The 24,693-nt window shown below is 64.4% G+C and carries 22 protein-coding genes and 1 pseudogene; 10 read left to right on the forward strand and 13 right to left on the reverse strand.

The window, feature by feature from the left end:
- The first annotated feature begins 11 nt into the window (after nucleotides 1-11).
- Nucleotides 12-1,136, forward strand: a complete 1,125-nt coding sequence (locus AC5QPF_RS28170; RefSeq protein ID WP_494960879.1) for a methyltransferase — start codon at nucleotides 12-14, stop codon at nucleotides 1,134-1,136.
- A 124-nt stretch (nucleotides 1,137-1,260) separates the two neighbouring features.
- Here the strand turns inward: AC5QPF_RS28170 and AC5QPF_RS28175 are convergent, their stop codons facing one another.
- From AC5QPF_RS28175 to AC5QPF_RS28185, 3 genes are read right to left on the reverse strand one after another with little or no spacing between them, the layout of a single operon-like run.
- Complete coding sequence (locus tag AC5QPF_RS28175) at nucleotides 1,261-1,416, reverse strand: DUF2474 family protein (protein ID WP_494960880.1); 156 nt, start codon at nucleotides 1,414-1,416, stop codon at nucleotides 1,261-1,263.
- 13 nt (nucleotides 1,417-1,429) lie between these two features.
- Complete coding sequence (gene cydB, locus AC5QPF_RS28180; protein WP_494960881.1) at nucleotides 1,430-2,437, reverse strand: cytochrome d ubiquinol oxidase subunit II; 1,008 nt, start codon at nucleotides 2,435-2,437, stop codon at nucleotides 1,430-1,432.
- A 3-nt stretch (nucleotides 2,438-2,440) separates the two neighbouring features.
- Nucleotides 2,441-3,880 carry a cytochrome ubiquinol oxidase subunit I gene (locus tag AC5QPF_RS28185; RefSeq protein ID WP_494960882.1) on the reverse strand — a complete coding sequence of 480 codons (1,440 nt, stop codon included), beginning with the start codon at nucleotides 3,878-3,880 and terminating at the stop codon, nucleotides 2,441-2,443.
- Between the two features lie 380 nt (nucleotides 3,881-4,260).
- On the opposite strand from AC5QPF_RS28185, the gene AC5QPF_RS28190 reads away from it, so the two are divergent.
- The gene (locus AC5QPF_RS28190) at nucleotides 4,261-5,493 is read left to right on the forward strand and encodes an MFS transporter (protein ID WP_494960883.1); all 1,233 of its coding nucleotides are present in this window, start codon (nucleotides 4,261-4,263) and stop codon (nucleotides 5,491-5,493) included.
- A gap of 46 nt (nucleotides 5,494-5,539) precedes the next feature.
- On the opposite strand, the gene AC5QPF_RS28195 is transcribed toward AC5QPF_RS28190, so the two are convergent.
- Complete coding sequence (locus AC5QPF_RS28195; RefSeq protein ID WP_494960884.1) at nucleotides 5,540-6,091, reverse strand: DJ-1 family glyoxalase III; 552 nt, start codon at nucleotides 6,089-6,091, stop codon at nucleotides 5,540-5,542.
- A 217-nt stretch (nucleotides 6,092-6,308) separates the two neighbouring features.
- Between AC5QPF_RS28195 and AC5QPF_RS28200 the strand changes: the two genes are divergently transcribed.
- Complete coding sequence (locus AC5QPF_RS28200) at nucleotides 6,309-7,604, forward strand: solute carrier family 23 protein (protein WP_494960885.1); 1,296 nt, start codon at nucleotides 6,309-6,311, stop codon at nucleotides 7,602-7,604.
- Nucleotides 7,601-8,686: a tRNA (uridine(54)-C5)-methyltransferase TrmA gene (gene trmA, locus AC5QPF_RS28205; RefSeq protein WP_494960886.1), complete on the forward strand. Its 1,086-nt coding sequence runs from the start codon at nucleotides 7,601-7,603 to the stop codon at nucleotides 8,684-8,686. Before AC5QPF_RS28200 ends, trmA begins: the two co-directional genes overlap by 4 nt.
- Before the next feature lie 46 nt (nucleotides 8,687-8,732).
- Here the strand turns inward: trmA and AC5QPF_RS28210 are convergent, their stop codons facing one another.
- Nucleotides 8,733-9,887 (reverse strand): alkaline phosphatase family protein, encoded by a 1,155-nt coding sequence (locus tag AC5QPF_RS28210; protein WP_494960887.1) that lies wholly within the window; start codon nucleotides 9,885-9,887, stop codon nucleotides 8,733-8,735.
- Between the two features lie 160 nt (nucleotides 9,888-10,047).
- Here AC5QPF_RS28210 and AC5QPF_RS28215 point away from each other — a divergent pair, with 160 nt between their 5' ends.
- Nucleotides 10,048-10,908 carry a shikimate dehydrogenase gene (locus AC5QPF_RS28215; RefSeq protein WP_494960888.1) on the forward strand — a complete coding sequence of 287 codons (861 nt, stop codon included), beginning with the start codon at nucleotides 10,048-10,050 and terminating at the stop codon, nucleotides 10,906-10,908.
- Between the two features lie 42 nt (nucleotides 10,909-10,950).
- Here AC5QPF_RS28215 and AC5QPF_RS28220 read toward each other — a convergent pair whose 3' ends face one another.
- Both AC5QPF_RS28220 and quiC read right to left on the reverse strand, forming a co-directional pair.
- Nucleotides 10,951-11,619 (reverse strand): TetR family transcriptional regulator, encoded by a 669-nt coding sequence (locus AC5QPF_RS28220; RefSeq protein WP_494960889.1) that lies wholly within the window; start codon nucleotides 11,617-11,619, stop codon nucleotides 10,951-10,953.
- Nucleotides 11,620-11,808: 189 nt separating this feature from the next.
- A complete protein-coding gene (quiC, locus tag AC5QPF_RS28225) occupies nucleotides 11,809-13,725 on the reverse strand; it encodes a 3-dehydroshikimate dehydratase QuiC (protein ID WP_494960890.1) in 1,917 nt (638 codons plus the stop codon).
- A 289-nt stretch (nucleotides 13,726-14,014) separates the two neighbouring features.
- Here quiC and AC5QPF_RS28230 point away from each other — a divergent pair, with 289 nt between their 5' ends.
- Complete coding sequence (locus AC5QPF_RS28230; protein ID WP_494960891.1) at nucleotides 14,015-15,355, forward strand: MFS transporter; 1,341 nt, start codon at nucleotides 14,015-14,017, stop codon at nucleotides 15,353-15,355.
- Between the two features lie 57 nt (nucleotides 15,356-15,412).
- Here the strand turns inward: AC5QPF_RS28230 and AC5QPF_RS28235 are convergent, their stop codons facing one another.
- The 3 genes from AC5QPF_RS28235 to AC5QPF_RS28245 form a co-directional block, all read right to left on the reverse strand.
- Complete coding sequence (locus AC5QPF_RS28235; RefSeq protein ID WP_494960892.1) at nucleotides 15,413-16,273, reverse strand: EamA family transporter; 861 nt, start codon at nucleotides 16,271-16,273, stop codon at nucleotides 15,413-15,415.
- 15 nt (nucleotides 16,274-16,288) lie between these two features.
- Complete coding sequence (locus tag AC5QPF_RS28240; protein ID WP_494960893.1) at nucleotides 16,289-17,104, reverse strand: TIM barrel protein; 816 nt, start codon at nucleotides 17,102-17,104, stop codon at nucleotides 16,289-16,291.
- A gap of 223 nt (nucleotides 17,105-17,327) precedes the next feature.
- Nucleotides 17,328-18,104 (reverse strand): IclR family transcriptional regulator domain-containing protein, encoded by a 777-nt coding sequence (locus AC5QPF_RS28245; protein WP_494960894.1) that lies wholly within the window; start codon nucleotides 18,102-18,104, stop codon nucleotides 17,328-17,330.
- A 161-nt stretch (nucleotides 18,105-18,265) separates the two neighbouring features.
- On the opposite strand from AC5QPF_RS28245, the gene AC5QPF_RS28250 reads away from it, so the two are divergent.
- Nucleotides 18,266-19,981 (forward strand): FAD-dependent oxidoreductase, encoded by a 1,716-nt coding sequence (locus tag AC5QPF_RS28250; RefSeq protein ID WP_494960895.1) that lies wholly within the window; start codon nucleotides 18,266-18,268, stop codon nucleotides 19,979-19,981.
- On the opposite strand, the gene AC5QPF_RS28255 is transcribed toward AC5QPF_RS28250, so the two are convergent.
- Nucleotides 19,982-20,386: a VOC family protein gene (locus AC5QPF_RS28255; protein ID WP_494960896.1), complete on the reverse strand. Its 405-nt coding sequence runs from the start codon at nucleotides 20,384-20,386 to the stop codon at nucleotides 19,982-19,984.
- A 60-nt stretch (nucleotides 20,387-20,446) separates the two neighbouring features.
- On the opposite strand from AC5QPF_RS28255, the gene AC5QPF_RS28260 reads away from it, so the two are divergent.
- Nucleotides 20,447-20,755: an antibiotic biosynthesis monooxygenase gene (locus AC5QPF_RS28260; RefSeq protein ID WP_494960897.1), complete on the forward strand. Its 309-nt coding sequence runs from the start codon at nucleotides 20,447-20,449 to the stop codon at nucleotides 20,753-20,755.
- A gap of 104 nt (nucleotides 20,756-20,859) precedes the next feature.
- Here AC5QPF_RS28260 and pcaG read toward each other — a convergent pair whose 3' ends face one another.
- Both pcaG and pcaH read right to left on the reverse strand, forming a co-directional pair.
- Complete coding sequence (gene pcaG, locus AC5QPF_RS28265; protein ID WP_494960898.1) at nucleotides 20,860-21,465, reverse strand: protocatechuate 3,4-dioxygenase subunit alpha; 606 nt, start codon at nucleotides 21,463-21,465, stop codon at nucleotides 20,860-20,862.
- An 11-nt stretch (nucleotides 21,466-21,476) separates the two neighbouring features.
- Nucleotides 21,477-22,196, reverse strand: a complete 720-nt coding sequence (pcaH, locus tag AC5QPF_RS28270; protein WP_075801547.1) for a protocatechuate 3,4-dioxygenase subunit beta — start codon at nucleotides 22,194-22,196, stop codon at nucleotides 21,477-21,479.
- 196 nt (nucleotides 22,197-22,392) lie between these two features.
- Here pcaH and ypfJ point away from each other — a divergent pair, with 196 nt between their 5' ends.
- Both ypfJ and AC5QPF_RS28280 read left to right on the forward strand, forming a co-directional pair.
- Nucleotides 22,393-23,271, forward strand: coding sequence for a KPN_02809 family neutral zinc metallopeptidase (gene ypfJ, locus AC5QPF_RS28275; RefSeq protein WP_494960899.1), 879 nt, complete (start codon nucleotides 22,393-22,395; stop codon nucleotides 23,269-23,271).
- A 359-nt stretch (nucleotides 23,272-23,630) separates the two neighbouring features.
- Nucleotides 23,631-24,512, forward strand: a pseudogene (locus AC5QPF_RS28280) (methyl-accepting chemotaxis protein); the annotation flags it as partial.
- Between the last annotated feature and the right edge of the window lie 181 nt (nucleotides 24,513-24,693).

The following is a 24,693-nucleotide window of genomic DNA, read 5'->3' on the forward strand; positions in this document are numbered from 1 at the left end:
AGCCTCGACCCATGCCTTTGCTGACCAGCCCCTTCGCCCAACTCGACCTGATCCGCCAGCCCGACTACGCCAACGATCCCCTGCAGGCCTTCGACGCCGCCGACGAATACCTGCTGGAGCACCTGGCCGCACGGGGATTGCCCGACGGTGCACGGGTGCTGGTGCTCAATGACAGTTTCGGCGGCCTGGCCATCAGCCTGCGCGCACGTTTCGCGGTGACTAGCAGCGGCGATTCCTTCCTCGCCCGACTTGGCCTGGAAAAGAACCTGCCCCGTAACGACCTGCCCTGGGATGGCGTGCCATTCGTCCCATCCAGCGAAACCTGGCAGGGCCCGTTCGACCATGTGCTGGTACGGGTGCCGAAAACCCTGGCGCTGCTGGAAGAACAGCTGATCCGCCTGCAAGGGCACCTGGCACCGGGCGCGCAAGTGGTCGCCGGAGCGATGATCAAGCACCTGCCACGGGCTGCGGGCGAACTCCTGGAGCAGTACATCGGGCCGATGCAGGCATCGCTGGCACAGAAGAAGGCACGCCTGCTGGTCGCCACTTTCGAGCAGAAGCCCGCAGCAGTGTCTCCATACCCGACACGCTACCGCTTGGACAAACCAGCACTGGAGCTGGTCAACCACGCCAACGTGTTCTGCCGCGAAGGTCTGGATATCGGCACCCGCGCCTTCCTCCCGCACCTGCCGCGCAACCTCGGCGCAGCCCGGATAGCGGACCTGGGCTGCGGCAACGGCGTGCTGGCCATTGCCAGCGCACTGGAGAACCCGCAGGCGCACTACACCCTGGTCGATGAGTCGTACATGGCGGTGCAGTCGGCCGCAGAGAACTGGCGGGCGGCACTGGGTGAAAGGGACGTGGAGATCCGCGCAGCGGATGGCCTGGACGGGCAGGCGGCGAACTCGCTGGATGTGGTGCTGTGCAATCCGCCGTTCCACCAGCAGCAGGTGGTGGGCGACTTTCTCGCCTGGCGCATGTTCCAGCAGGCCCGGGAAGCGCTGGTGGTGGGTGGGGCCCTGTATATCGTCGGCAATCGTCACCTGGGCTACCACACCAAGCTGGCGCGGTTGTTCCGGGGAGTGGAACAGGTGGCGGCGACGCCGAAGTTCGTGATCCTCAAGGCCCGGAAGTAATAGAGAACAAAATCACGACGCGGACCACTGTGGGAGTGGGTTTACCCGCGATTACGATGGTGGATTAACTACCGCAATCGCGGGTGAACCCGCTCCCACAGGGTCCGCGTCGTGTGTCAGCTACTCAGTGCGTACTGAGCCCCGCCGCACTCATGAACATCCGCATCAGATACGCCACCACCGCCAGGCTCGCCACGCTCAGCCCCCAGATCAGCGCCAGCCAGCCGAGCCGCTGCAACAGCGGTTTCTTCTCCGGCTCGAAGGTATCGTTGCCTTTCATGCCCTGAACCCTCCTAGTGATAGCCATGTTCGTGGGTCACCTTGCCGCGGAACACGTAGTAGCTCCAGAAGGTGTACCCAAGGATGAACGGCAGGATGAACAGTGTGCCGACCAGCATGAAGCCCTGGCTCTGCGGCGGCGCGGCGGCATCCCAGATCGAGATCGACGGCGGGATGATGTTCGGCCACAGGCTGATGCCCAGGCCGCTGTAGCCGAGGAAGATCAGCACCAGGGTCAGCAGGAACGGCGTGTAGTGCGCGTTGCGCTTCACCGCCTGGAGCAGGCCGTAGAAGGTCACCAGGACCAGCAGCGGAACCGGCATGAACCACAGCATGTTGGGCATGCTGAACCAGCGCTCGGCAATCTGCGGATAGGCCAGCGGCGTCCACAGGCTAACGATGCCGATCACCAGCAGCAGCACCAGCGCCAGCGGCCGGCCGAGGTTGTGCATCTGCTCCTGAAGCTTGCCTTCGGTCTTCATGATCAGCCAGGTGCAGCCGAGCAGCGCGTAGGCGACGATCAGGCCGAGACCACTGAAGATGCTGAACGGCGTCAGCCAGTCCAGGGTGCCGCCAGCGTACTGCCGGTCGACCACCTTGAAGCCCTCGATGAAGGCCCCCAGGGCCACGCCCTGGAAGAACGTCGCAGCCAGCGAGCCCCAGATGAACGCTTTGTCCCACAGGTGGCGCTTGTCGGCCTTGGCCTTGAAGCGGAACTCGAAGGCCACGCCGCGGAAGATCAGGCCCACCAGCATCAGCATCAGCGGCAGGTACAAGGCCGAGAGCACCACCGAGTAGGCCAGCGGGAAGGCGCCGAACAGACCCGCTCCCCCCAGCACCAGCCAGGTCTCGTTACCGTCCCACACCGGCGCCACGGTGTTCATCATCACATCGCGATCCTGCTCGCCCTTGACGAAGGGGAAGAGGATGCCGATACCCAGGTCGAAACCGTCCATGACCACGTACATCATCACCCCGAAGATGATGATCACGGCCCAGATCAGCGGAAGATCGATTCCCATGATTCAGTGTCCTTCTTGGTTCAGGCTGACGTCGCCGGTGTCGTGGTCGTCCTTCGCCGCGGACAGCGGTCGCGCCGGGGTGCGTGGCTGGCCAGGGCCGCCCGGATTGGTCTCGTTGCCTTCGCCGGTCTTCGGCCCCTTGCGCACCAGACGCATCATGTAGCCCAGGCCCGCGCCGAACAGGGCGAAGTACACCACCACGAACATGATCAGCGTGAAGCCGAGCTGCGCGTAGCTGTGGTTCGACGCGCCATCGGCAGTGCGCATCAGGCCGTAGACCACCCACGGCTGGCGACCGACTTCGGTGGTGAACCAGCCGGCGAGGATGGCGATCAGCCCGGACGGGCCCATCCACAGGGTCAGGTAAAGGAACGGCCGCGAGCTGTACAGGGTGCCGCGCTTGCGCAGCCACAGGCTCCACAGGCCGACGAAGATCATCAGCATGCCGAGACCGACCATGATGCGGAACGACCAGAACACCACGGTGGAATTGGGCCGGTCCTCAGGCGGGAAATCCTTCATCGCCGGGACCTGCTTGTCCAGGCTATGAGTGAGGATCAGGCTGCCCAGCGCCGGAATTTCCAGCTTGAAGTGGGTGGTCTCGGCCTTCATGTCGGGGATGCCGAAGAGGATCAGCGGCGTCGGTTCATCGCCGACATTCTCCCAATGGCCCTCGATGGCGGCGATCTTGACCGGCTGGTGCTTGAGGGTATTGAGGCCGTGGAAGTCACCGATCACCGCCTGGATCGGAGCGACGATCAGGGCCATCCACATAGCCATCGAGAGCATCTTGCGGATCGCCGGGTTATCACGCCCGCGCAGCAAGTGCCAGGCTGCCGAGGCGCCGACGAAGAAGGCGGTGGCGACGAAGGCCGCGGTGGCCATGTGCATCAGGCGGTAGGGGAACGACGGGTTGAAGATCACCGCCAGCCAGTCCACCGGGATCACCCGGCCATCGACAATCTCGAAGCCCTGCGGGGTCTGCATCCAGCTGTTGGAGGCAAGGATCCAGAAGGTCGAGACCAGCGTGCCGATCGCCACCATCACCGTGGAGAAGAAGTGCAGGCCTCGACCGACACGGTTCCAGCCGAAGAGCATGACGCCGAGGAAGCCGGCCTCGAGGAAGAACGCGGTGAGCACCTCGTAGGTCAGCAAGGGGCCGGTCACCGCGCCGGCGAAGTCGGAGAAGCGGCTCCAGTTGGTGCCGAACTGGTAGGCCATGACCAGGCCGGAGACCACGCCCATGCCGAAGTTGACGGCAAAGATCTTCGACCAGAAATGGTAGAGGTCGCGGTAGACCGCTTCGTTGGTTTTCAGCCACAGGCCTTCGAGCACCGCCAGGTAGCTGGCAAGGCCGATGGTGATGGCAGGGAACAGGATGTGAAAGGACACGGTGAACGCAAACTGCATTCGGGCGAGATCGAGAGCCTCTGATCCGAACATGGTGCTTCCTCTGTCAGGTAATCCGGCGCCAGGGTCCGTTGCCTTGACGCCAACTGCCCCTGTGGTGGTGGAGTGCGACACCTTTGGATTTGTTCTGAAAAGTTTCCCACCGCAGGGATTGGTGGCCCGCAGGCCTGTCGCAGACGGATCGATCGTTTCAGATACAACTATTGATCCAGATCAACGACAGGGAGAAAGGATAGTCCCGAACCACCGCGACGGTTGTGTGGTGCGTTGCCGCGTGACCGGTTGCCTCACCCCCTTTACGGAAAGATGAAACGGTGCGCTCAGCGAACAGGATCGACGCTTTTCGCAACCTTTTGTTACAGGCCGGTGTTACGCTGCGTTACCCCTCCCCATAGAAGACTCCGCGCTCGCCCATGTCTGCCCAGGCTCCGTTGTTGCTGCGTCATCATCGTCCTTTCCTGTCGTTCTGGCTGGCCCGGGTGTTCACCGCCAGCGGTTTCCAGATGCTCACCGTGGCCATCGGCTGGCACCTCTACCAGCTCACCGGCAACGTCCTCGACCTGGGTCTGGTCGGTCTGGTGGAGTTCGCCCCGCGAGTGCTGTTCATGCTGCACACCGGGCATGTCGCCGACCGCTATGACCGACGCCGCGTGGCCGCGTTGTGCCAAAGCCTGCAGGCAGTCATCGCCTTGGTCCTGGCGCTGGCCAGCACCACGGATTCGGTGAGCCGCGAGCTGATCTTCATCCTCGCCTTCCTGCTCGGTGCCGCGCGTTCGTTCGAAATGCCGGCGACCCAAGCGCTGCTGCCCAACGTGGTACCGCCGGAGCTGTTCCCACGGGCGGTCGCAGCCTCGGCCTCGGCGATGCAGTCGGCGACCATCGTCGCCCCGGCCCTTGGCGGGTTTCTCTATGCCTTTGGCAGTGTCTGGGTGTACGGGCCGACGGTGCTGCTGTACGTCATCGCCTGCTGCCTGACCCTCAGCCTGACTTCACGACAGACCCCACTGGCCCAGGGCCGAGCCAGCATCGAGTCGCTGCTGGCGGGGATCCGCTTCATCCGCAGCCGGCCGGATATCCTCGGGGCGATTTCCCTTGACCTGTTCGCCGTGCTGCTGGGCGGGGCCACCGCGCTGCTGCCGGTGTTCGCCAAGGACATTCTGCTCACCGGGCCCTGGGGCCTGGGCCTGCTGCGCTCGGCGCCAGCGGTGGGGGCGTTGCTGATGTCACTGTGGCTGGCGCGCTTCCCGGTGGAACGCAAGGTCGGGCGGGTGATGTTCACGGCGGTGGGCGTGTTTGGCGTGGCGACCATCGCCTTCGGCCTGTCCACCTCGTTCTGGTTCTCCTTGGCGGTGCTGGCGGTACTGGGGGCGGCAGACATGATCAGCATGGTGATCCGCGGCGCCTTCGTGCAACTGGAGACACCGGACGAGATGCGTGGGCGAGTGAGTGCGGTGAATGGCTTGTTCATCGGTGCTTCGAACCAGCTTGGCGAATTCGAGTCCGGGGTGACGGCGCACTGGTTCGGCACGGTGCCGGCGGTGGTGCTGGGCGGGGTCGGTACGCTGGTGGTGACCGGGGTATGGATCAAGCTGTTCCCGACGCTGGCGGGTCGGGATCATATGCATAGCCGGCGTTCGGCCGACTGACCGCGGGGCCTTCATCGCTGGCTTGCCAGCGATGAAGGCCTCAAGATCAACACCCAAGCAGATGCGCCACCTGCCCGCGCATCACCTTCCCTTCCAGCAACTCCACCAGCGTCAGGGCAAACTCGATCGCCGCCGCCGAGTGCTGCGCCGTGATGCAGTTACCATCCACCACCACCGGCTGATCGACGAAATTGCAGCCAGACAGCTGCTGGCTGACATCGTTGTGGCAGGTCATCTTGCGCTGGCGCAGCAACCCCCAGGCATTCAGGGCAATCGCCGGCGATTCGCCGATCGCCGCATAGAACGACCCGGCCTTGGCCTGCTGTTGCACCCGCTGCTGTAGCGGCTGGCTGGCAGCCATGTGCTGAGCACCATTCTCTCCGCCCGGCAGCACGATCAGGTCGAACGACTGCGCCAGTACATCCAGCAACATGGCGTCGGCAGTCAGCCGTGTGCCGCGGGCGCAGGTAAGCATGCGGCGGTTCTCGATGCTCACCACCAGCACTTCCACCGCCGACTGGCGCAGCACATCGATCAGGGTCACGGTCTGCAGGTCGTCGACGCCTTCGGCGACGACGATCAGGGCTCTCTGGGTCATGAATGAACTCCTTCCGGGCGTATCCAAGCAGCGTAGATCACACCGCCGACAGCGGCTGATCGATGGCCGGTTGGACGCATTACCCTGTGCCAGCCATGCTGGTATGATGCGCGGCTTTTTTCCGGTCCGACGCGAAATCACATCAAGGCGGTACGCTTTGTGCTTTCCTGACTGGACCGACAACTTTCGGCGCCCATCGCGCCACGGGGAGCAGGACATGCTGGAAAGGCTGTTTCAACTGAAAGCACACGATACGAATGTGCGTACCGAGATCCTGGCGGGCGTCACCACGTTCCTGGCCATGGCCTACATTCTCTTCGTCAACCCGAGCATCCTCGGCGAGACCGGCATGGACAAGGGCGCGGTGTTCGTCGCCACCTGCCTGGCCGCGGCCATCGGCTCCACGATCATGGGCATCATCGCCAACTACCCGATCGCCCTGGCACCGGGCATGGGCCTGAACGCCTTCTTCACCTACACCGTGGTCCTGCACATGGGCCACACCTGGCAGGTGGCGCTCGGCGCGGTGTTCATCTCCGCAGTGCTGTTCTTCCTGCTGTCGATCTTCCGTATCCGCGAGTGGATCGTGAACAGCATCCCGCTGCCGCTGCGCTCGGCCATCGCTGCCGGTATCGGTCTGTTCCTGGCGCTGATCGCCCTGCATAACGCAGGCATCGTCGTCGATAACCCGGCGACCCTGGTGGGCCTGGGCGACCTCAAGCAACCGGCACCGATCCTCGCCACCCTGGGCTTCTTCCTGATCGTCGCCCTGGAAGCGCTGAAAGTGCGCGGCGCCGTGCTGATCGGCATCCTCGCCGTTACCGTCGTCTCCATCGTCCTCGGTGTCACCCCGTTCGGCGGCCTGGTGTCGATGCCGCCTTCGCTGGCCCCGACCTTCCTGCAACTGGACATCAAGGGCGCGCTGGACATCGGCCTGGTCAGCGTGATCTTCGCCTTCCTCTTCGTCGACCTGTTCGACAACTCCGGCACCCTGATCGGCGTGGCCAAACGCGCCGGCCTGATGGGCAAGGACGGCCACATGCCGAAGATGGGCCGCGCCCTGATCGCCGACAGCACCGCGGCTATGGCCGGTTCGCTGCTGGGCACCTCGACCACCACCAGCTACATCGAGTCGGCAGCAGGCGTCAGCGCCGGCGGCCGCACCGGCCTGACTGCCATCGTCGTTGCCATCCTGTTCCTGCTGGCGCTGTTCTTCGCCCCGCTGGCCGGTAGCGTGCCGGCCTTCGCCACCGCCCCGGCGCTGCTGTTCGTCGCCGTGCTGATGGCCTCCGGTCTGGCCGAGATCAACTGGGATGACATTACCGAAGCCGCGCCGGTGATGATCACCGCCCTGGCCATGCCGCTGACCTACTCCATCGCCAACGGCATCGCCTTCGGCTTCATCTCCTGGACCGCGATCAAGCTGATCTCCGGCCGCCGCGGCGACCTGAACTCGGCCCTGGTGATCCTGTCCATCCTGTTCGTCATCAAGCTGGGCTGGTTCAACGCATGAGTGCTGTCTTCGACCCTTCCACCTACGACCAGCAACTCGCCGCCAAGGTCGAGCGCCTGCGCGAACTGCTGGCGCCGTTCGATGCGCCGCAGCCGAGCGTGTTCGACTCGCCGCGCGAGCACTACCGCCTGCGCGCCGAGTTCCGCCTGTGGCGCCAGGATGGGCAGCGGCATTACGCGATGTTCGCGCCAGGCGAGAAACACACGCCGATCCTCATCGAGGACTTCCCCATCGCCAGCCTGCAGATCAACGATCTGATGCCACGCATGAAAAGCGCGTGGCAGGCCAGCGAGGCGCTGAGCAACAAGCTCTTCCAGGTGGAGTTCCTGACCACCCTGGCCGGCGACGCGATGATCACCCTGTGCTACCACCGTCCGCTGGACGAGGCCTGGGAGGTCGAAGCGAAGCGCCTGGCGCAAGAGCTGGGCGTGAGCATCATCGGCCGTTCCAAGGGCAAGCGCCTGGTGATTGGCCGCGACTACGCGGTGGAAGCGTTGAACGTAGCGGGCCGCGAGTTCCGCTACCGCCAGCCGGAGGGCGCCTTCACCCAGCCCAACGGCCAGGTGAATCAGAAGATGCTGGGTTGGGCCTATGAAGCACTCGGCCAGCGTGACGACGACCTGCTGGAGCTGTACTGCGGCAACGGCAACTTCACCTTGCCGCTGGCGACCCGCGTGCGCAACGTGCTGGCCACCGAAATCAGCAAGACCTCGGTGAATGCCGCGCTGCACAACCTCGATGACAACGGGGTTGATAACGTGAAGCTGGTGCGGCTGTCGGCGGAAGAGCTGACCGAGGCGCTGAACGAGGTGCGGCCGTTCCGTCGCCTGGAAGGCATCGACCTGAAGAGCTACCAGTTCGGCAGCGTCTTCGTCGACCCGCCGCGCGCCGGCATGGACCCGGACACCTGCGAACTGACCCGGCGTTTCGACAATATCCTGTATATCTCCTGCAACCCGGAGACGCTGGCGACCAACATCGCCCAGTTGCATGACACGCACCGGATCGAGCGGTGTGCGTTGTTCGATCAGTTCCCCTATACCCACCATATGGAAAGTGGGGTGCTGCTGGTTCGGCGCTGATCTCCCGGACCTCATCTCGGGTGAACCCGCGATGAGGTTCTCACAGTCAGCACATCAACAAGGGCACCAACTGATCCATATCGGTCAACGCCCCATGATGCCCCTGCCAGCGACTCGCCGCTGGCTCCACCTCGCTGCGAATGATCCCCCCGTCCCCATTCGGCACCACGATCAGGTCGCCGATCCGCGCCTCCGCCTGGCTCAGCATCACATCGCCAAACAGCCCGGCACCGATGGCATCCGCCTTGTTCAGCACCGTATAGGCATCGCCCAGGCGATCGCTCCAGCGCTGCTGAGTGCGGTCCAGTCGCGTCGGGTCGACATAGACATGCCGCGCGCGGATATCCCCGGCCACCGCCAGCACCCCTTCCTGCAACCCTGGCTCACGGTCGAAGTCCACCACCGCCTCGGCGTCCAGCCCGAGCATGCCGTGGTCGGCGGTCACCAGCAGCCGAGCGCCGGCGGGCAGTTGCTGGAAGATCGATTCGGCCAGGCGATCGGCGAGCCGCAACTGCGCCAACCACGCCTCGGAGCCCGGCCCGAACAGATGCCCGGCGAAATCCAGATCGGCAAAATAGGCGAAGCACAATGCCGGCGCTTGCATCTGCAGGGCCTGGCGCACCAGTTCCGGATAAGCGTAATAGGACGGCGCCCCGAGGATCTGCGAGCCCCGGTAGATCGCCCGGGTGTACGCCGACTCGGCATAGCGCGCCGGCATCACCGTGCTGATCCTGAAACCCTGTTCGGTGGCCTGCTCCCAAGCGGTCTGCGGCGCGATGAAGCGCTCAGGCGCAGGGGCGTGGGTAACGGCGCGGCCCGCGACGAAGGGCGCGCAGCTCCAGGTCAGCGGCGAGAATTCGCTGTCGGCATCCAGGGCGAAGCTGCAACCGACGATACCGTGGGCGCCGCTGCCCAGCCCTGACGCCAGGGCGGCCAGGCTCGAAGCCGTGGTGGCGGGGAAGCCAACCCGAAACACGCCCTCCGGACGCATCAACGCAGCAAGAAACGGCGCATGCTCGGCATGCTTGCGCAGCAACTCATGCCCCAGGCCATCGATCAGCAGCAAGCAGGTAGCCGACGACGGCGCCAGGCCGAACGGATTGCGAAAGCCCACCGCGCCCAACGCCGCGAGAATCGAATGGGTCAGGTTGGCCAGCCCGGGCCAGGTCTGATGCTGGGTAACGTCCATTTTCACCGCCATTTACGTCCCTCCTCCGTGGTCGAACCACAAGATGTAGCACGACCCTGTTCGATCAGCGAACACTAATCGTCGCCGCCAATTGATTCCTGTTAACCAAACGGTACATTTTACCGGGACACTCCTTTTCCAATTGCCAAGAACAACAACGGAGTCTTGACCGATGAATCTGGCCAAACCGCCCGGCATTCTCGCCGGCCTGATCGGCGCGGGCATCCAGGCCTCGCGCACCCCAGCGCTGCATGAACACGAAGGCGCCGCCCAGGGCCTGAACTACCTGTACCGGCTGATCGACCTCGACCAGCTCAAGCTCGACAGCAGCGCCCTCGAAGAACTGCTCACCGCCTCGCAGTACATGGGCTTTACCGGCCTGAACATCACCTTCCCGTGCAAGCAGGCGATCCTACCGCTGCTGGATGAACTTTCGCCGGAAGCCCGCGGCATCGGCGCGGTGAACACGGTGGTGCTGAAGGATGGCCGGCGCATCGGCCACAACACCGACTGCCTGGGCTTTGCCGAAGGTTTTCGGCGCGGGCTGCCGGATGTCTCGCGCCAGCGTGTGGTGCAGATGGGTGCCGGCGGCGCAGGTGCGGCGGTGGCTCATGCCCTGCTCAGCGAAGGCGTGGAACAACTGACCGTGTTCGATGTGGAAGCCGAACGGGCCCAGGCCCTTGTGGATAACCTCAACCAGCATTTCCCGGGCAGCCGCGCCAAAGTCGGCCACGATCTGGACAGCGCGCTCAAGCAAGCCTGCGGCCTGGTCAACACCACCCCGATGGGCATGGCCAAGCTGCCGGGTATGCCAGTGCCGAAAGCCCTGCTGCGGGCCGAGCTGTGGGTGGCGGAGATCGTCTATTTCCCGCTGGAAACCGAGCTGCTGCGCGAAGCCCGCGCCCTCGGCTGCCGCACCCTGAACGGCGCGACCATGGCGGTGTACCAGGCGGTCAAGGCGTTCGAGCTGTTCAGCGGAATCACCCCCGATCCGCTGCGCATGACCGAGCATTTCCACAGCCTGGGCGCTTGAGAAAGAAAAACGCCGCGGAGCAAGTCCGCGGCGTTGTGGGGATCAGGCCTGCAGGTAGCGCAACACCGATTCGCAGATCATTTCTTTGTGCCGGGCCTTGACGGCCTGGTCCTCGAAATCGACCTGGAAGATCTCACCGAAGGTGTGGCGGTTGGACACCCGGTAGAAACAGAACGAACTGATCAGCAGGTGCACGTCCAGCGCTTCCAGCCCCTTGCGAAACAAGCCGTCGCTGGCACCACGGCGGAGAATCTCGTCCAGCGCCTGCAACACCGTCTTGTTCATCGAACGGATCGCCGAGGACTGCTTCACATACTCGCCATGGTGCATGTTCTCGTTGCACACGATACGCACGAAATCGACGTTGCGGTCATGGTGATCGAAGGTGAACTCCACCAGGCGACGGATGCCGGTGCGCGGCTCCAGTTCGGCCAGGTGCAGGTTGCTCTCGGTGCTGCGGATATCGCCGTAGAGCTTCTCCAGCACCTCGACGTACAACTGCTCCTTGGAATTGAAGTAGTAGTAGATCATGCGCTTGGAGGTCTGGGTGCGCTCGGCGATCGCATCCACCCGGGCACCGGCCAGGCCCTGCTGGACGAACTCGCTGATCGCCGCCTGCAGGATGTTCTCGCGGGTCTTTTCCGGGTTGTTCTTGCGGCCCTTGCGCGACGCGGTTTCGGCGGGCACGGAAGGTGCAGTGGTCGTGGTCATACGGAGCTCGTGGCCTTCGATTTATCCGCACGATTATGGGGCGCATGTGCGTCAGAAGAAAGCCTTGGGATTGCAAGGAAATTCCAAGGATCACGCGGACCCTGTGGGAGCGGGTTTACCCGCGATTGCGATGGTGGACTCACTACCGTAATCGCGGGTGAACCCGCTCCCACAGGGTTTTGCGGTGCCTCAGAGTTTGGCGTGGCGCAATCCGCCGCTACGGGCCTTGGCCATCGCCGCCAGGCGCACCGCCACGTTCGCCGCGCCATACCCGGCATAACCATTGCGCCGCTGGATCACCTCGAAGAAGAAACGCTCCTCGAACGGCTCGGTGTACACGTGGAACAGCTCGCCGCCATTGGCATCGCGGTCATACAACACGTTGTAATACGCCAGCTCGCTGAGGAACTCGTCGTCGAAATCGAAGCGCGCCGCCAGGTCGTCGTAGTAGTTCAGCGGAATGTCCAGCAGCGCCACCCCGGCTTCCTTGGCCTTCTTCACCGCGGTGAAGATGTCCTCGCAATCGAAGGCGATGTGATGCACCCCCGAGCCACGGTAGTGCGACAGCGCATGGGAAATCGCCGTGTTGCGGTTCTCCGAGATGTTCAGCGGCAGGCGGATGCTGCTGCACTGGCTGCGCAGGGCACGGCTCTTCACCAGGCCGTAAGGGTCCGGCAGCACCACTTCGTCATCGGCCTTGAAGTCCAGCAGACTCTTGTAGAACAGCACCCAGGTATCCAGGCCATCGGCCGGCAGGGCCATGGCCATATGGTCGATACGGGTCAGGCCAAGGCTGCCCGGCGCGGCTGCGGCGCTGAGGCTGAAGTCGGTGTCGTAGATGGTCTGGCCATTGGCATCCTGGTCTACCAGATAGATCAGGCTGCCATCCGGCGCCCGCACCGCCGCCAGTTCGCGCTCGTTCGGACCGACCAGGCCGCGATAGGGCTGTCCGTGATAGCCGACGGCGCGAGCCAGTGCCTTGGCGCTGTCCTTGACCCTCACGGCGGTGGCGCACAGCGACGGGCCATGGCTCTCGAAGAAGTTGTGAGCGAAGGAATACGGCTCGGCATTGAGGATCAGGTTGATGTCGCCCTGACGCAGCAGGCTGACGTTCTTCGAACGATGCTGGCCGACCTTGGCGAAACCCAGGCCTTCCAGCCAGCTACCCAGCTTGGCGCCCGAGGCGTCATCCACGGCGAACTCAAGGAATTCGACACCGTCATAGGCATCCGCCGCTGGCGGCGCGAACAGCAACTCCGGCTCGGCCGCCACGGCCGGTGCGGTCTGCAGCAGGCGCTCACGGGTCTTCTCTTCGAGGTACAGCAGCGAGCGCAGGCCGTCGGCGGCGTTGGCCCGCGGCGGCGCGGCGCGGAAGCCGTCGTTGAAGATTTCCAGCGAAAGCGGGCCGCGATAACCGGCCTTGAGGATCGGTGCGAGGAACGCCGGCAGGTCGAACTCGCCCTGCCCCGGGAAGCAGCGGAAATGCCGGCTCCACTCCAGTACGTCCATGGCCAGGATCGGCGCATCGGCCATCTGCACGAAGAAGATCTTCTCCCCCGGCACCTGGGCGATACCGCTCGGGTCACCCTTGATCGAGTAGGTGTGGAAACTGTCGAGGATCATCCCCAGTGCCGGGTGATCGGCCTCACGGACAATGTCCCAGACCTGCTGCCACTGGTTCACATGGCGACCCCAGGCAAGGGCTTCGTAGCCGATGCGCAAACCACGCGCGCCAGCACGCTCGGCCAGCAGGCTCAGGTCATCGACCAGGATCTGTTTTTCACCGATGGCATCGGCGGCAACGTTGCTGCACACCAGCACCAGATCGGTGCCAAGCTCCTGCATCAGGTCGAACTTGCGTTCGGCGCGATCGAGGTTGCGTGCCAGACGCTCGCGGCGGCAGCCTTCGAAGTCGCGGAAGGGCTGGAACAGGGTGATATCCAGGCCAAGGTCGGCACAGCGCTGCCTGATTTCGCGGGGGCTGCCGTCGTAGTAGAGAAGGTCGTTCTCGAAGATCTCGACGCCGTCGAAACCCGCGGCGGCTATGGCTTCGAGCTTTTCCGGCAAGGTGCCGCTGAGGGACACGGTGGCAATCGAACGCTGCATCTTCAGTCTCCTGTGGGCAGGCAGTGCCCAAACTGAGGAGAATTATTGGCCGGGGCGAAAACCACCTCAAGAAAAAGGTACGAACCGGTTAGTTTTGTGTGCGATTATCGCCCGAAATGCGCTGTGACGAATTGACCCTTTTTTGAGCAGTGCGCACCATTTCAAACCATGGAAGCAGGGATCCTGGCCACCGTACCCGGTCGATCCTGCCAACTAAGGCTTATGCAATGCCGTTTTTTGCGTCACCCAAGGCTCGACCTATAAACATAAAAAATACGGGTAACCTACGATGATCCACAGCTCCAGCAATCCCATTGCTCAGCCGTTGAGCAGTACCCCGCACGCCGGTATCGGCGACAAGATCCGCGGCGCCATGGCCGTGGGCAAGACCCGTTGGGTCATGCTCGCCCTGGTGTTCTTCGCCACCACCCTCAACTACATCGACCGCGCCGCCCTCGGCGTCATGCAGCCCATCCTGGCCAAGGAAATGAGCTGGACGGCGATGGACTACGCCAACATCAACTTCTGGTTCCAGGTCGGCTACGCCATCGGCTTCGTCCTGCAGGGCCGGCTGATCGACAAAGTCGGCGTCAAGCGCGTGTTCTTCTGCGCCGTGCTGCTCTGGAGCCTGGCCACCGGCGCCCACGGCCTGGCCACTTCGGCGGTCGGCTTCATGGTCTGCCGCTTCATCCTCGGCCTGACCGAAGCCGCCAACTACCCGGCCTGCGTCAAGACCACCCGCCTGTGGTTCCCGGCCGGCGAACGCGCCGTGGCCACCGGTATCTTCAACGCTGGCACCAACGTCGGTGCCATGTTCACCCCGATGCTGCTGCCGCTGATCCTCACCGTGTGGGGCTGGCAGGCCGCGTTCATGGCCATGGGCGCCCTGGGTCTGGTCTGGGTGCTGTTCTGGGGCCTGAAGTACTTCAACCCCGAAGACCACCCGACCGTCACTGCTGCCGAACGTGCCTACGTCATGGGCGAGGCCGAGCCTGAGCAGAAAGGCGTGCCGTTCTCGCGGATCCTGCGCATGCGAGGTACCTGGGCCTTCGCCCTGGCCTACTCGATCACCGCGCCGGTGTTCTGGTTCTACCTGTACTGGCTGCCGCCGTTCCTCAACCAGCAATACAGCCTGGGCATCAGCGTCACCCAGATGGGCATCCCGCTGATCGTCATCTACCTCAGCGCCGACTTCGGCAGCGTCGGCGGCGGCATCCTCTCCTCGTTCCTCATCGGCCGCGGCGTGGCGCCGGTCAAGGCGCGACTGATGTCGATGGCGCTGTTCGCCGCCACCATCGTCGGCGTGATCTTCGCCGCCGGCGCCAGCAGCCTGTGGGTCGCGGTACTGGCGATCTCCCTGGCCATCGCTGCGCACCAGGCCTGGACCGCCAACATCTGGAGCCTGGTGATGGACTACACGCCCAAGCACATGATGAGCACCGTGTTCGGCTTCGGCGGCATGTGCGCGGCCATCGGCGGCATGTTCATGACCCAGATCGTCGGCTACGTGCTGACCACCACCAACAACAACTACACCGTGCTGTTCACCATGATCCCGGCGATGTACTTCATCGCCCTGACCTGGATGTACTTCATGGCGCCACGCAAGGTACCGAAGGTCGAAGACTGACCTTAAGCGCCTGACCCACGCGGGGCCTGTTCCGAAAAAACAGGCCCCGCTTGCGTTTCAGCGCCGCCGTTGCAGCCAGGCCGCAGCCAGCCCGCTCAAGCAGACGATGGCTATGCCGATGATCCCCCATTGGTCCGGACGCTGGCCAAACAGCACGATGCCCATCAGCCCGGCGAAGACGATCTGGCAGTAGCTGAACGGCGCCAGCATGGCCGGCGGCGCGTGGCGGAAGGCCTGGGTCAGGAACAGGTGGGCGAGCATGCCGAAGGTACCGAGGGCCAGGGTCATCAGGCCGTGGGTCAGCGTGGGCACGGTCCAGAAGAACGGCACCAGGGCGCTCATCACCAGGGTATTGAACAACCCGGTGAAGAAGTTGGTGGCGGTCGGGCTGTCCACCTGGCTCAGCTTGCGGGTGAGGATCTGGTAGAAGCAGAAGCAGGTCGCCGAACCGAAGGGCAGCAACACCGCAGGAGTGAACAGCGCGCCGCCGGGATGAACGATGATCAGCACGCCGACGAAGCTGGCCAGCACGGCCAGCCACTGGCCCTTGCTCACCGACTCCTTCAGCAACGGCAGCGACAGCGCCGTCACCATCAGCGGCGCGAGGAAGTTCACCGCCGTCGCCTCGGCCAGCGGCAGGTACTGCAGGGCCTTGGTGAACAGCAGGCTGCAGCCCAGCAGGCACAAGGCCCGCGCCGCCTGCAGCCGCGGCCTTCGGGTGCGCAAGCCGCTCAGGCCGGCCTGGGGCAGGAAGATCCCCAGCATCAGCAGGGTGTGAACCAGATAGCGCGCCCACACCACCCAGACGATCGGATAGAACCCCGACAGGTACTTCGACATCGCGTCGTGGCTGGAAAACAGGAAGGTCGCGACAACGACCAGCAGGATGCCTTTGAACGGTTGACTGACGGAGGGCATGGGCGGCTCGAAGCGTTAGAGGTGGCTCAATACGTTATGGGTCTTGTCCAGCGCCCACTGTGCGCGTTGCAGCGCGGACACGCCCTGTTCCAGCAGTTGCCGGGTGGGGATCTCCAGGCTCAGGGGCATGTCGGGGGAAACGCTGGCGAGCAGCCCGCGCAGGTCGCAGTCGCCGTCACCGGGGAAACGCCGCTCGTTGCGCGCCTGGCGCAAGATCTCGGCCATGTCGTCCGGTCGTGGCCCGGCCACGTCGCACAGTTGCAGGTAGCGCATCCGCGAAGCCGGCACGTTGCGCAGGTCTTCCAGGCGCGAGGCGGAGCGGTCGAAGTGGAAGGCATCCACCAGTACGCAGCCGTTGTCGCGGTTGGCGGCCTGGACGATGGCCAGGGCCTGGGTGAGGTTCTTCGCGTCGGTCCAGGGCATGAATTCCAGGTGCGGATGGATGCCGTACTTAGCCGCCAGATCGCAGAGGGCGGCGAAGTTGTCGGTCATGCGCGCCGGGTCCGGGTCATTGCCGGCCACCAGCAGCTCGGTGGCGCCGAAGTCCGCGCCCACGGCCAGCAGCGAGTCGAAATCGGCGACGCGGGTTTCCGGCTTGAGGCGCAGGATCTCGATGTCCAGCACCTTGATCCCGGTGTCGCGCAAGCGCGCGGCGGTCTGCTGGCGCAGCGCGGCGTCGCGGACCAGAGGGAAATGATGTTCTTCCGGGGTGGCGGGCTCTAGGCGCAGGCCGACGTGGCTGTAGCCGGCGCGGGCAGCGACTTCGACCATGTCCGGAGGGGAGAGCTCGAGGACGGTGAGGGCGGCCAGGGAGAGGATGCGTTGGCTCATGGGAGTGGGGTTCTCTTTTGTTCTGGGTGCAATTATTTAGAACTTGGTTCCAGTTTCATTGCAAGCAGAAAAAAGACTGCCCTGGGTTCAGAGCGGGAGAGTGCTGCTGTGGATATCAGGACCTCATCGCGGGCAACGCCCGCTCCCACAGGTCATGCGGCGTACGCGGTCCCTGTGGGAGCGGGCGTTGCCCGCGATGAGGCCCTGAAGAACAACGGAAGAATCAGATGAACAACTCGGAAGCCGGACTCGCCGCCGCCAGCTCCTGCACAGTCTCCAGCAGCACTGGCGCCAGCTCATGCATTCGCGCCTCGCTCATCCGCGCCGTCGGCCCGGCGATGCTCACCACCCCCAGCGCGTGCCCGTCCCGCGGATCGGCGATCACCGCCGCCAGCGCCGACATGCCCACCGCCGAACTCTCCACCACCCAGGCATAGCCATGCTCCCGGGCAATACGCAGGCGCTCCAGCAGCTCGGCATTGGACTTCGGCGCATTCGGCCCGAAGTCTTCGGCAGGCGCGATGCCCTGGCGCTCCACCAGCAGCAACGCCTGGGCATCACTGAGGCTGGCCAGCCAGGCATGCCCGGAAGCGCTGTAGAACAACGGCGCATCCCGCCCCATGTCCGGGTCGTACTTGAGCCCGGAACGCGCCCCCTGGGACTTGGCGATCCAGGTCTGGCGCTCGCCATCGATCACCCCAAGGCGCACCAGCTCGCCACTCTGCCCGGCCAGCTGGTCGAGGATCGGCTGGACGATGTCCGCGCCGCTGTTGGCCAGGTAGCGAAAGCCCAGGGCAACCAGGCGGGTGCTCAGCAGGTAGCGGCTGTTCTCCGGGTTCTGGCGCACATAACCCAGGCGGATCAGCTCGGCGAGCATGCGGTGGGTCGCGCTCTTGGGGATGTCCAGTTGCTCGGACAGGGCCTGCATCGGCAGCCCGCGAGGCTCGCTGGTAAGGCTTTCGATAAGGCTGAACGCGCGTTCGATCTGACTGCCGGCCATGGTCGTGGTCCCTGAAAATATGAGCGAATTCTAAAGAGCGCCAGACAAAGCGCAAACCACTGTTCGATCTTCGCCCAACTTCACGGGCAGCGACTTGGCACCACCCGCGCGATCATGGATTATGGAATCAAGTTCCAAAAATAACACTACGAGGATTTTCCATGACCGCCCTTCCCTCCCACGCCCGCACGGTGGACTGCGATGTCCTGGTGATCGGTTCCGGCGCCGCCGGCCTCAGCGCCGCGGTCACCGCCGCCTGGCACGGGCAGAAGGTCATAGTGGTCGAGAAGGACCCGGTATTCGGCGGCGCCACCGCCTGGTCCGGCGGCTGGGCCTGGGTGCCGTGCAATCCGCTGGCGCGGCGCGCCGGCATCGTCGAGGAACGTTCGGCGCCGCGCACCTACCTGGAACATGAGCTGGGCGAACGCTTCAACGCGCCGCTGATCGACGCCTTCCTCGAAGCCGGGCCCAACATGGTCAGCTTCTTCGAGAAACACACCGCCTTGCAGTTCGCCGACGGCAACGGCATCGCCGATATCCACGGCGACACGCCAGGCGCCGGCACCGGCGGCCGTTCGGTGATCGCCGCGCCCTACGATGCCCGGCAGACCGGCAAACTGCTCAAGCGCCTGCGCCGGACCATGCGCGAAACCTCGTTCTGGGGCATGCCGATCATGGCCGGCCCGGACCTCGGCGCCTTCCTCACGCTGACCCGCTCCTGGCGCTCGCTGCTGCATGTAGGTAAGCGCGTCGGCAAGCACCTGCTCGATCTCGTCACTCATGGCCGGGCCCTGCACCTGGTCAACGGCGTGGCGCTGGTGGCGCGCCTGGCCAAGTCCGCCGACGATCTCGGCGTGCTGCTCTGGGAGTCGGCACCGGCCCGCCGCCTGCTGCGGGAAGACGACAAGGTGACGGGTGCAGTAGTGGAGACCGCCAACGGCGAAGTCACCATCAACGCCCGCGCCGTGGTGCTCGCCGCGGGCGGCTTCCCCAACGATATCGAACGACGCAAGGCGCTGTTCCCACGCACGCCCACCGGCCACGAACACCTGGCCCTGCCACCCGTAGCCGCCAACGGCGATGGCCTGCGCCTCGGCGAAAGCGTCGGCGGCAAGGTCGCCGACGACCTGCACAGCCCGGTGGCCTGGGCACCGGTATCGAAGGTGCCTTATGCGGACGGCAGCAGCGGTCACTTCCCGCACATCATCGAGCGCGGCAAGCCTGGGATCATCGGCGTGCTGAGCAATGGCCAGCGCTTCGTCAACGAGGCCGACGGCTACTACGACTATGTCAGCGCCATGGTCGCCGCCGCGCCGGGTGAGAAGGTCGAGTCCTGGCTGGTCTGCGACCACCGCTTCCAGCGCCGCTACGGCCTCGGCATAGCCCGCCCCTTCCCGCTGCCGACCTCGACGCTGGTGCGCAATGGCTACCTCAAGCGCGCCGACAGCCTGCACGACCTGGCCAACCAGTGCGGCATCGATGCCCGTGGCCTGGTCGATACGGTCAGCGAGTACAACCGCCATGCCCGCCTCGGCGAGGACCCGCAGTTCGGTCGCGGCCACACTCTGTACAACCGCAAGCAGGGCGATGCGCTGCACGGGCCGAACCCCTGCGTGGCGCCGATCGAGCATGGGCCGTTCTACGCGGTGAAGGTCGAGCCGGGCTGCTTCGGCACCTTCGCCGGGCTGCGCACCAACGAACATGCGCAGGTGCTGGATGAGCGCCAGCAACCGATCGAGGGCCTGTACGCGGCGGGCTGCGACATGGCCAGCATCATGGGCGGACACTATCCGGCGGGCGGCATCAACCTCGGGCCGGCGCTGACCTTCGGCTACATTGCCGGTCGTCATATCGCCGGCGTAACCGCCTACGAGTGATCAGTTGAAGCGTTGCCCGGAAATCGCCGGATGATAGATCGGCTGGACCTTGTTCCCCGCCGGGTCCAGCAGGTGGAAGCTCCAGGTTCCATCGCCGTGGGCGAACGGCGCGTCCAGCAGGGTCACGCCGCATTCCTTCAGGTAGGCATGCCAGGCATGCAGCTCGTCGATGCTGTCGACCACGAAGCCGTAGTGATCCACCGCCTGCTCGCCGCTGCTCGGCACGAAGGCGCGGCCCAGGGACAGGTTGTCGTTGCCGCAGGTCAGGTAGACCAGATCTTCGTTGGCGCGGTGCAGCACTTGCATGCCGAGGATATCCACGTAGAAGCGCTCGCAGACTTCCAGGTTGGGCACCAGGATCGCGAGATGACGCAGGCCGTTGAGGCGGCTTGGACGGACAGCCATGAGTTCGACTCCATTTTTGTATACAATTTTTCAGAAATATAAGACAAAAAGGAGTTCGACGTGTACAGCCTTCTACTCAAGACCCAATTGCAGCCCGGTAGCCTGGAGCGGTTCATGGAGGCGATGCGGGTCAATGCCGCCAGTTCGGTGAGGGATGAACCGGGGTGCCTGGTGTTCGATGTGATCCGCGATTTCAGTGAGCCGGATCTGGTGTGGTTGTACGAGGTATACGAAAGCGAAGCGGCGTTCGAGGCGCATATGCAGACCCCGCACTTCCTGGCCAGCCGGCCGTTGCTGGAGCCGCTGATCGTCAGTCAGGGGGTGATCGAGGGGGAGGTGCTGGCCTTCAACTCAAAGGCCAAAGGCTGACGCGGCCCCTACGGGAGCGGGTTCACCCGCGATTGCGGTAGTGAATTCACTGACGTAATCGCGGGTGAACCCGCTCCCACAGGGTTTTGCAGCGTTCTTCAGGTTCAGAAGTCGAAGAACACCGTCTCCCCTTCCCCCTGGATACGGATATCGAAGCGATACGCCGTCTTCCCGTCCCGCTCGCAGCGGGTCGCCACCAGGGTCTCGCGACGCTGTGGCTGCTCGATCAGGTTCAGCACCGGGTCCTTGGCGTTGGCCTCGGCCTCATCGTCGAAGTAGATCCGCGTCTGCAGGTGGATGTTGATCCCCCGGGCGAACAGGCTGACGTTGATATGTGGTGCCATCGGCACGCCAGCAGCGTTCTTCGCCACACCCGGCTTGACGGTCTGCATGGTCCACTCGCCGCCGTCGAAGGTGGTGGCGGTGCGGCCAAAGCCGTTGAAGGCGTTTTCCAGGTTGTAGTCGGTCTGGTAGTCGCCGTTGTGGTCGGCCTGCCAGAACTCGATGAACGAGTCGCGCACCAGGTGGCCGTTGCCGTCATAGACGTTGCCGAACACCACGATATGCTCGCCCGGCGCGTCGCCCTTGGCCATCTGGCTCCAGATTTCCTGGTCGCGGGTCGGATTGCCGGCGGCCTCGAGGGCCAGGCCGATGTGGACGTAGGGGCCGGCGGTCTGTGAAGGGGTTTCCGGCAGCAGTTCGATTGGCATGACGGGGCTCCTCAGCGGTTTTCGAAGTGGGTCGCGCGCTGGCCGCGCAGGACGATGTCGAAGCGATACGCCAGGCAATCCATCGGGTTGGCGTTGCTCATGTCCAGACGGGCGATCAGCAGGTCGACGGCCGCCGGGTTGGCGATGCTCTTGACGATCGGGCACAGCGGGATCAGCGGATCGCCTTCGAAATACAGCTGGGTGATCAAACGGGTGGAGATCGACGGACCGCTGATGGAGAAGTGGATATGCGCCGGACGCCAGTCGTTCGGGCCGTTGCGCCATGGGTACGGGCCCGGCTTGATGGTGCGGAAGCTGTAGCGACCTTCGCTGTCGGTCAGCGCGCGGCCGACGCCGCCGAAGTTCGGGTCCAGCGGGGCCAGGTAACGGTCGTTCTTGTGGCGATAGCGGCCGCCGGCGTTGGCCTGCCACATTTCCACCAGGGTGTTGGGAATTGGCTTGCCGTACTGGTCGAACACGCGACCAGTGACCAGGATGCGCTCACCAACGGGCAAGCCGCCGTTGTTGAAGTTGAGCAGCAGGTCGTTGTCGTGTTCGCCGAAACGCAGGTGGGAAAAGTCCGGGCCGGTGCTTTCGCTGATCGACTGCGGGATGCTCACCAGCGCCTGGCGCGGCGAGCGGGCAATGGAAGTCTTGTAGTCCGGGGTGAAGGCTTTCGGATGCCAGTTCCGATCACGGATGACGAAGCGACTGTTGTCTGTGGCAGACATGTCGTTCTCCTGTTCTTGGAGTTATGGAGAGCCCGATCAGGACGGGCGGGTGGTGCGGCAAAGTGTCCACTGCCAGCGCCCCGGCGAAAACTGAATTGTCCGACAGCATCCATAACCATTTGGTTATGTGTAACCGGTTGCCTCTCGGGTGGGCTAACCTTTAGGGCGATGACACCACCCTCGTGGAGAGACATCCATGCAATGGCGAAAAGGCAGACGCAGCGACAACGTGGTCGATGCCCGCGGCGAAGGCTCGGGCGGCGGGATGCGCATGGGCGGCGGCAAGGGCCTGACCCTCGGCGCGGTGGTGCTGATCGTCGGTATCGGCCTGCTCACAGGGCAGGATCCGATGCAGATCCTTGGCCAGTTGGCCGGACAGATGCAGCAAGGGGGCGCACCAACGCAAACCCAGCCACGACCAGCGGCCAACGACGAAGCCAGCCAGTTCGTCGCCAGCATCCTCGGCGACACCGAGGACACCTGGCGGGCGCTATTCGCCCAGGCCGGCAAGCAATACAAGGATCCGAAGCTGGTGCTGTTCAGCGGCCAGGTGAATTCCGCCTGCGGCTTCGCCACCTCGGCCACCGGACCTTTCTATTGCCCGGCGGACCAGCAGGTGTACCTGGACATGAGCTTCTTCCGCGAGATGGAACAGCGCTTCGCCGCCGCCGGCGATTTCGCCCAGGCCTATGTGATCGCCCATGAAGTGGGTCACCACGTGCAGACCCTGCTGGGCATTTCGGCCAAGGTAAATGATGCCCGGCGCAGCGGCCAGAAGGTCGAGGGCGCGAACGGCCTGCTGGTGCGCCAGGAGTTGCAGGCCGACTGCTTCGCCGGGGTCTGGGCCTACCAGGCCCAGCAACGGCACGACTGGCTGGAACCGGGGGATGTCGAGGAGGCGCTGAATGCCGCCAATGCCATCGGCGACGACCGTCTGCAGCAGCAGGGTCAGGGTCGGGTGGTGCCGGACTCGTTCACCCATGGCACCTCGGCGCAACGGGTGAAGTGGTTCAAGGCCGGGTTCGACAAGGGTGATGTGAACCAGTGCGATACCTTCAAGGCCAAGAGCCTATAGACACTGTCGAGGATTGCTCGCTCCCACAGTGACTGGACACACTCCCGGACAAGCCCCGCATTTGCGGGGCTTGTCACATCTTGTTGAGTATTTCTGTCGGATTTACTGAAAAAGCGTTTCAGCTCAGCGTTCTGTAGCCGATAAAGCCTGCTCAACGCCCGCTGGCCTCCAAGAAAAAGAACCATCAGCGACCGCCGATCACACCTTTTCCTGGAGGGACTTCGATGAACAGTTGGTTCGCCAACATCAGCGTCAACCGCAAACTCGGGCTGGGCTTCGGCCTTGTGCTCGTGCTCACCGGCCTTCTCGCCCTGGCCGGCTGGACCAGCCTGGGCAGCCTTATCCAGCGCAGCAACTGGATGAGCGACATCACCCGCCTGAACAGCGACCTGACCAACCTGCGCGTCGCACGCCTGCAGTACATGCTGGCCAACGGCGACGACACCGCTGCCGCCAACGTGCAGGCCAAGCTCAACGACTTCAACAAGCAGCAACAGCTCCTGCTCAACAACTTCAAGAGCCCGGAAAACCTCAAGCTGTTGAACGAGCAGGCGCAGATCATCAGCGCCTACCAGGTCACCCTCAATCGCATGCGTGCCACCTACAAGGCTGGTGCCGACGCCCGTGGCGACCTGGAGACCACCGCCAGCAGCGCCCTGCAACTGATCGACGCGATCAACCGCGACGTGCTCGCCCAGGGCGAGAGCGACGCCGCGCGCCTCGACCAGTACCGCGCCGCCAGCGCTGCCAAGGAGCAACTGCTGCAGGTGCGTTTCGAAGTGCGCGGCTATATCGCCGACAACAGCGCGCAGAACGAACAGACCGCCCTGCGCCAGCTGGACAACGCCCTCGACTACGCCCGCAAGCTGAACGGCGCCCTGCCCAACGAAGCGGCGCGCATCCAGCAGTTCGAGGCCGCCGTGGTCAGCTACCGCGACGCGCTGAACCGCTACAAGAATGCCGTGGCCGACATCGCCGCGGCCCGCACCGAAATGACCACCCAAGGCTACGACATCGTCAGCCGCAGCGAAGCCCTGTACAAGATCCAGCTCGAACGCCGTGACGCCGAAAGCGCCCAGGCCCGCAGCCTGCAGTTGATCGCCACGCTGCTGGCGCTGCTGGTGGGCATCGCCGCCGCCGTGATCATCACCCGCCAGATCACCCGCCCGCTGCGCCAGACCCTGGAAGTGGTGGAACGCATCGCTGCCGGCGACCTGACCCACGAGCAACGCGTCACCCGCCGCGACGAACTTGGCGTGCTGCAACAGGGCATCCAGCGCATGGGCACCACCTTGCGCGACCTGATCAGCGGCATCCGCGACGGCGTCACCCAGATCGCCAGCGCTGCCGAAGAGCTGTCGGCCGTCACCGAGCAGACCAGCGCCGGTGCCAACAACCAGAAAGTCGAGACCGACCAGGTCG

This window comes from Pseudomonas sp. Con_6, from assembly GCF_059379395.1.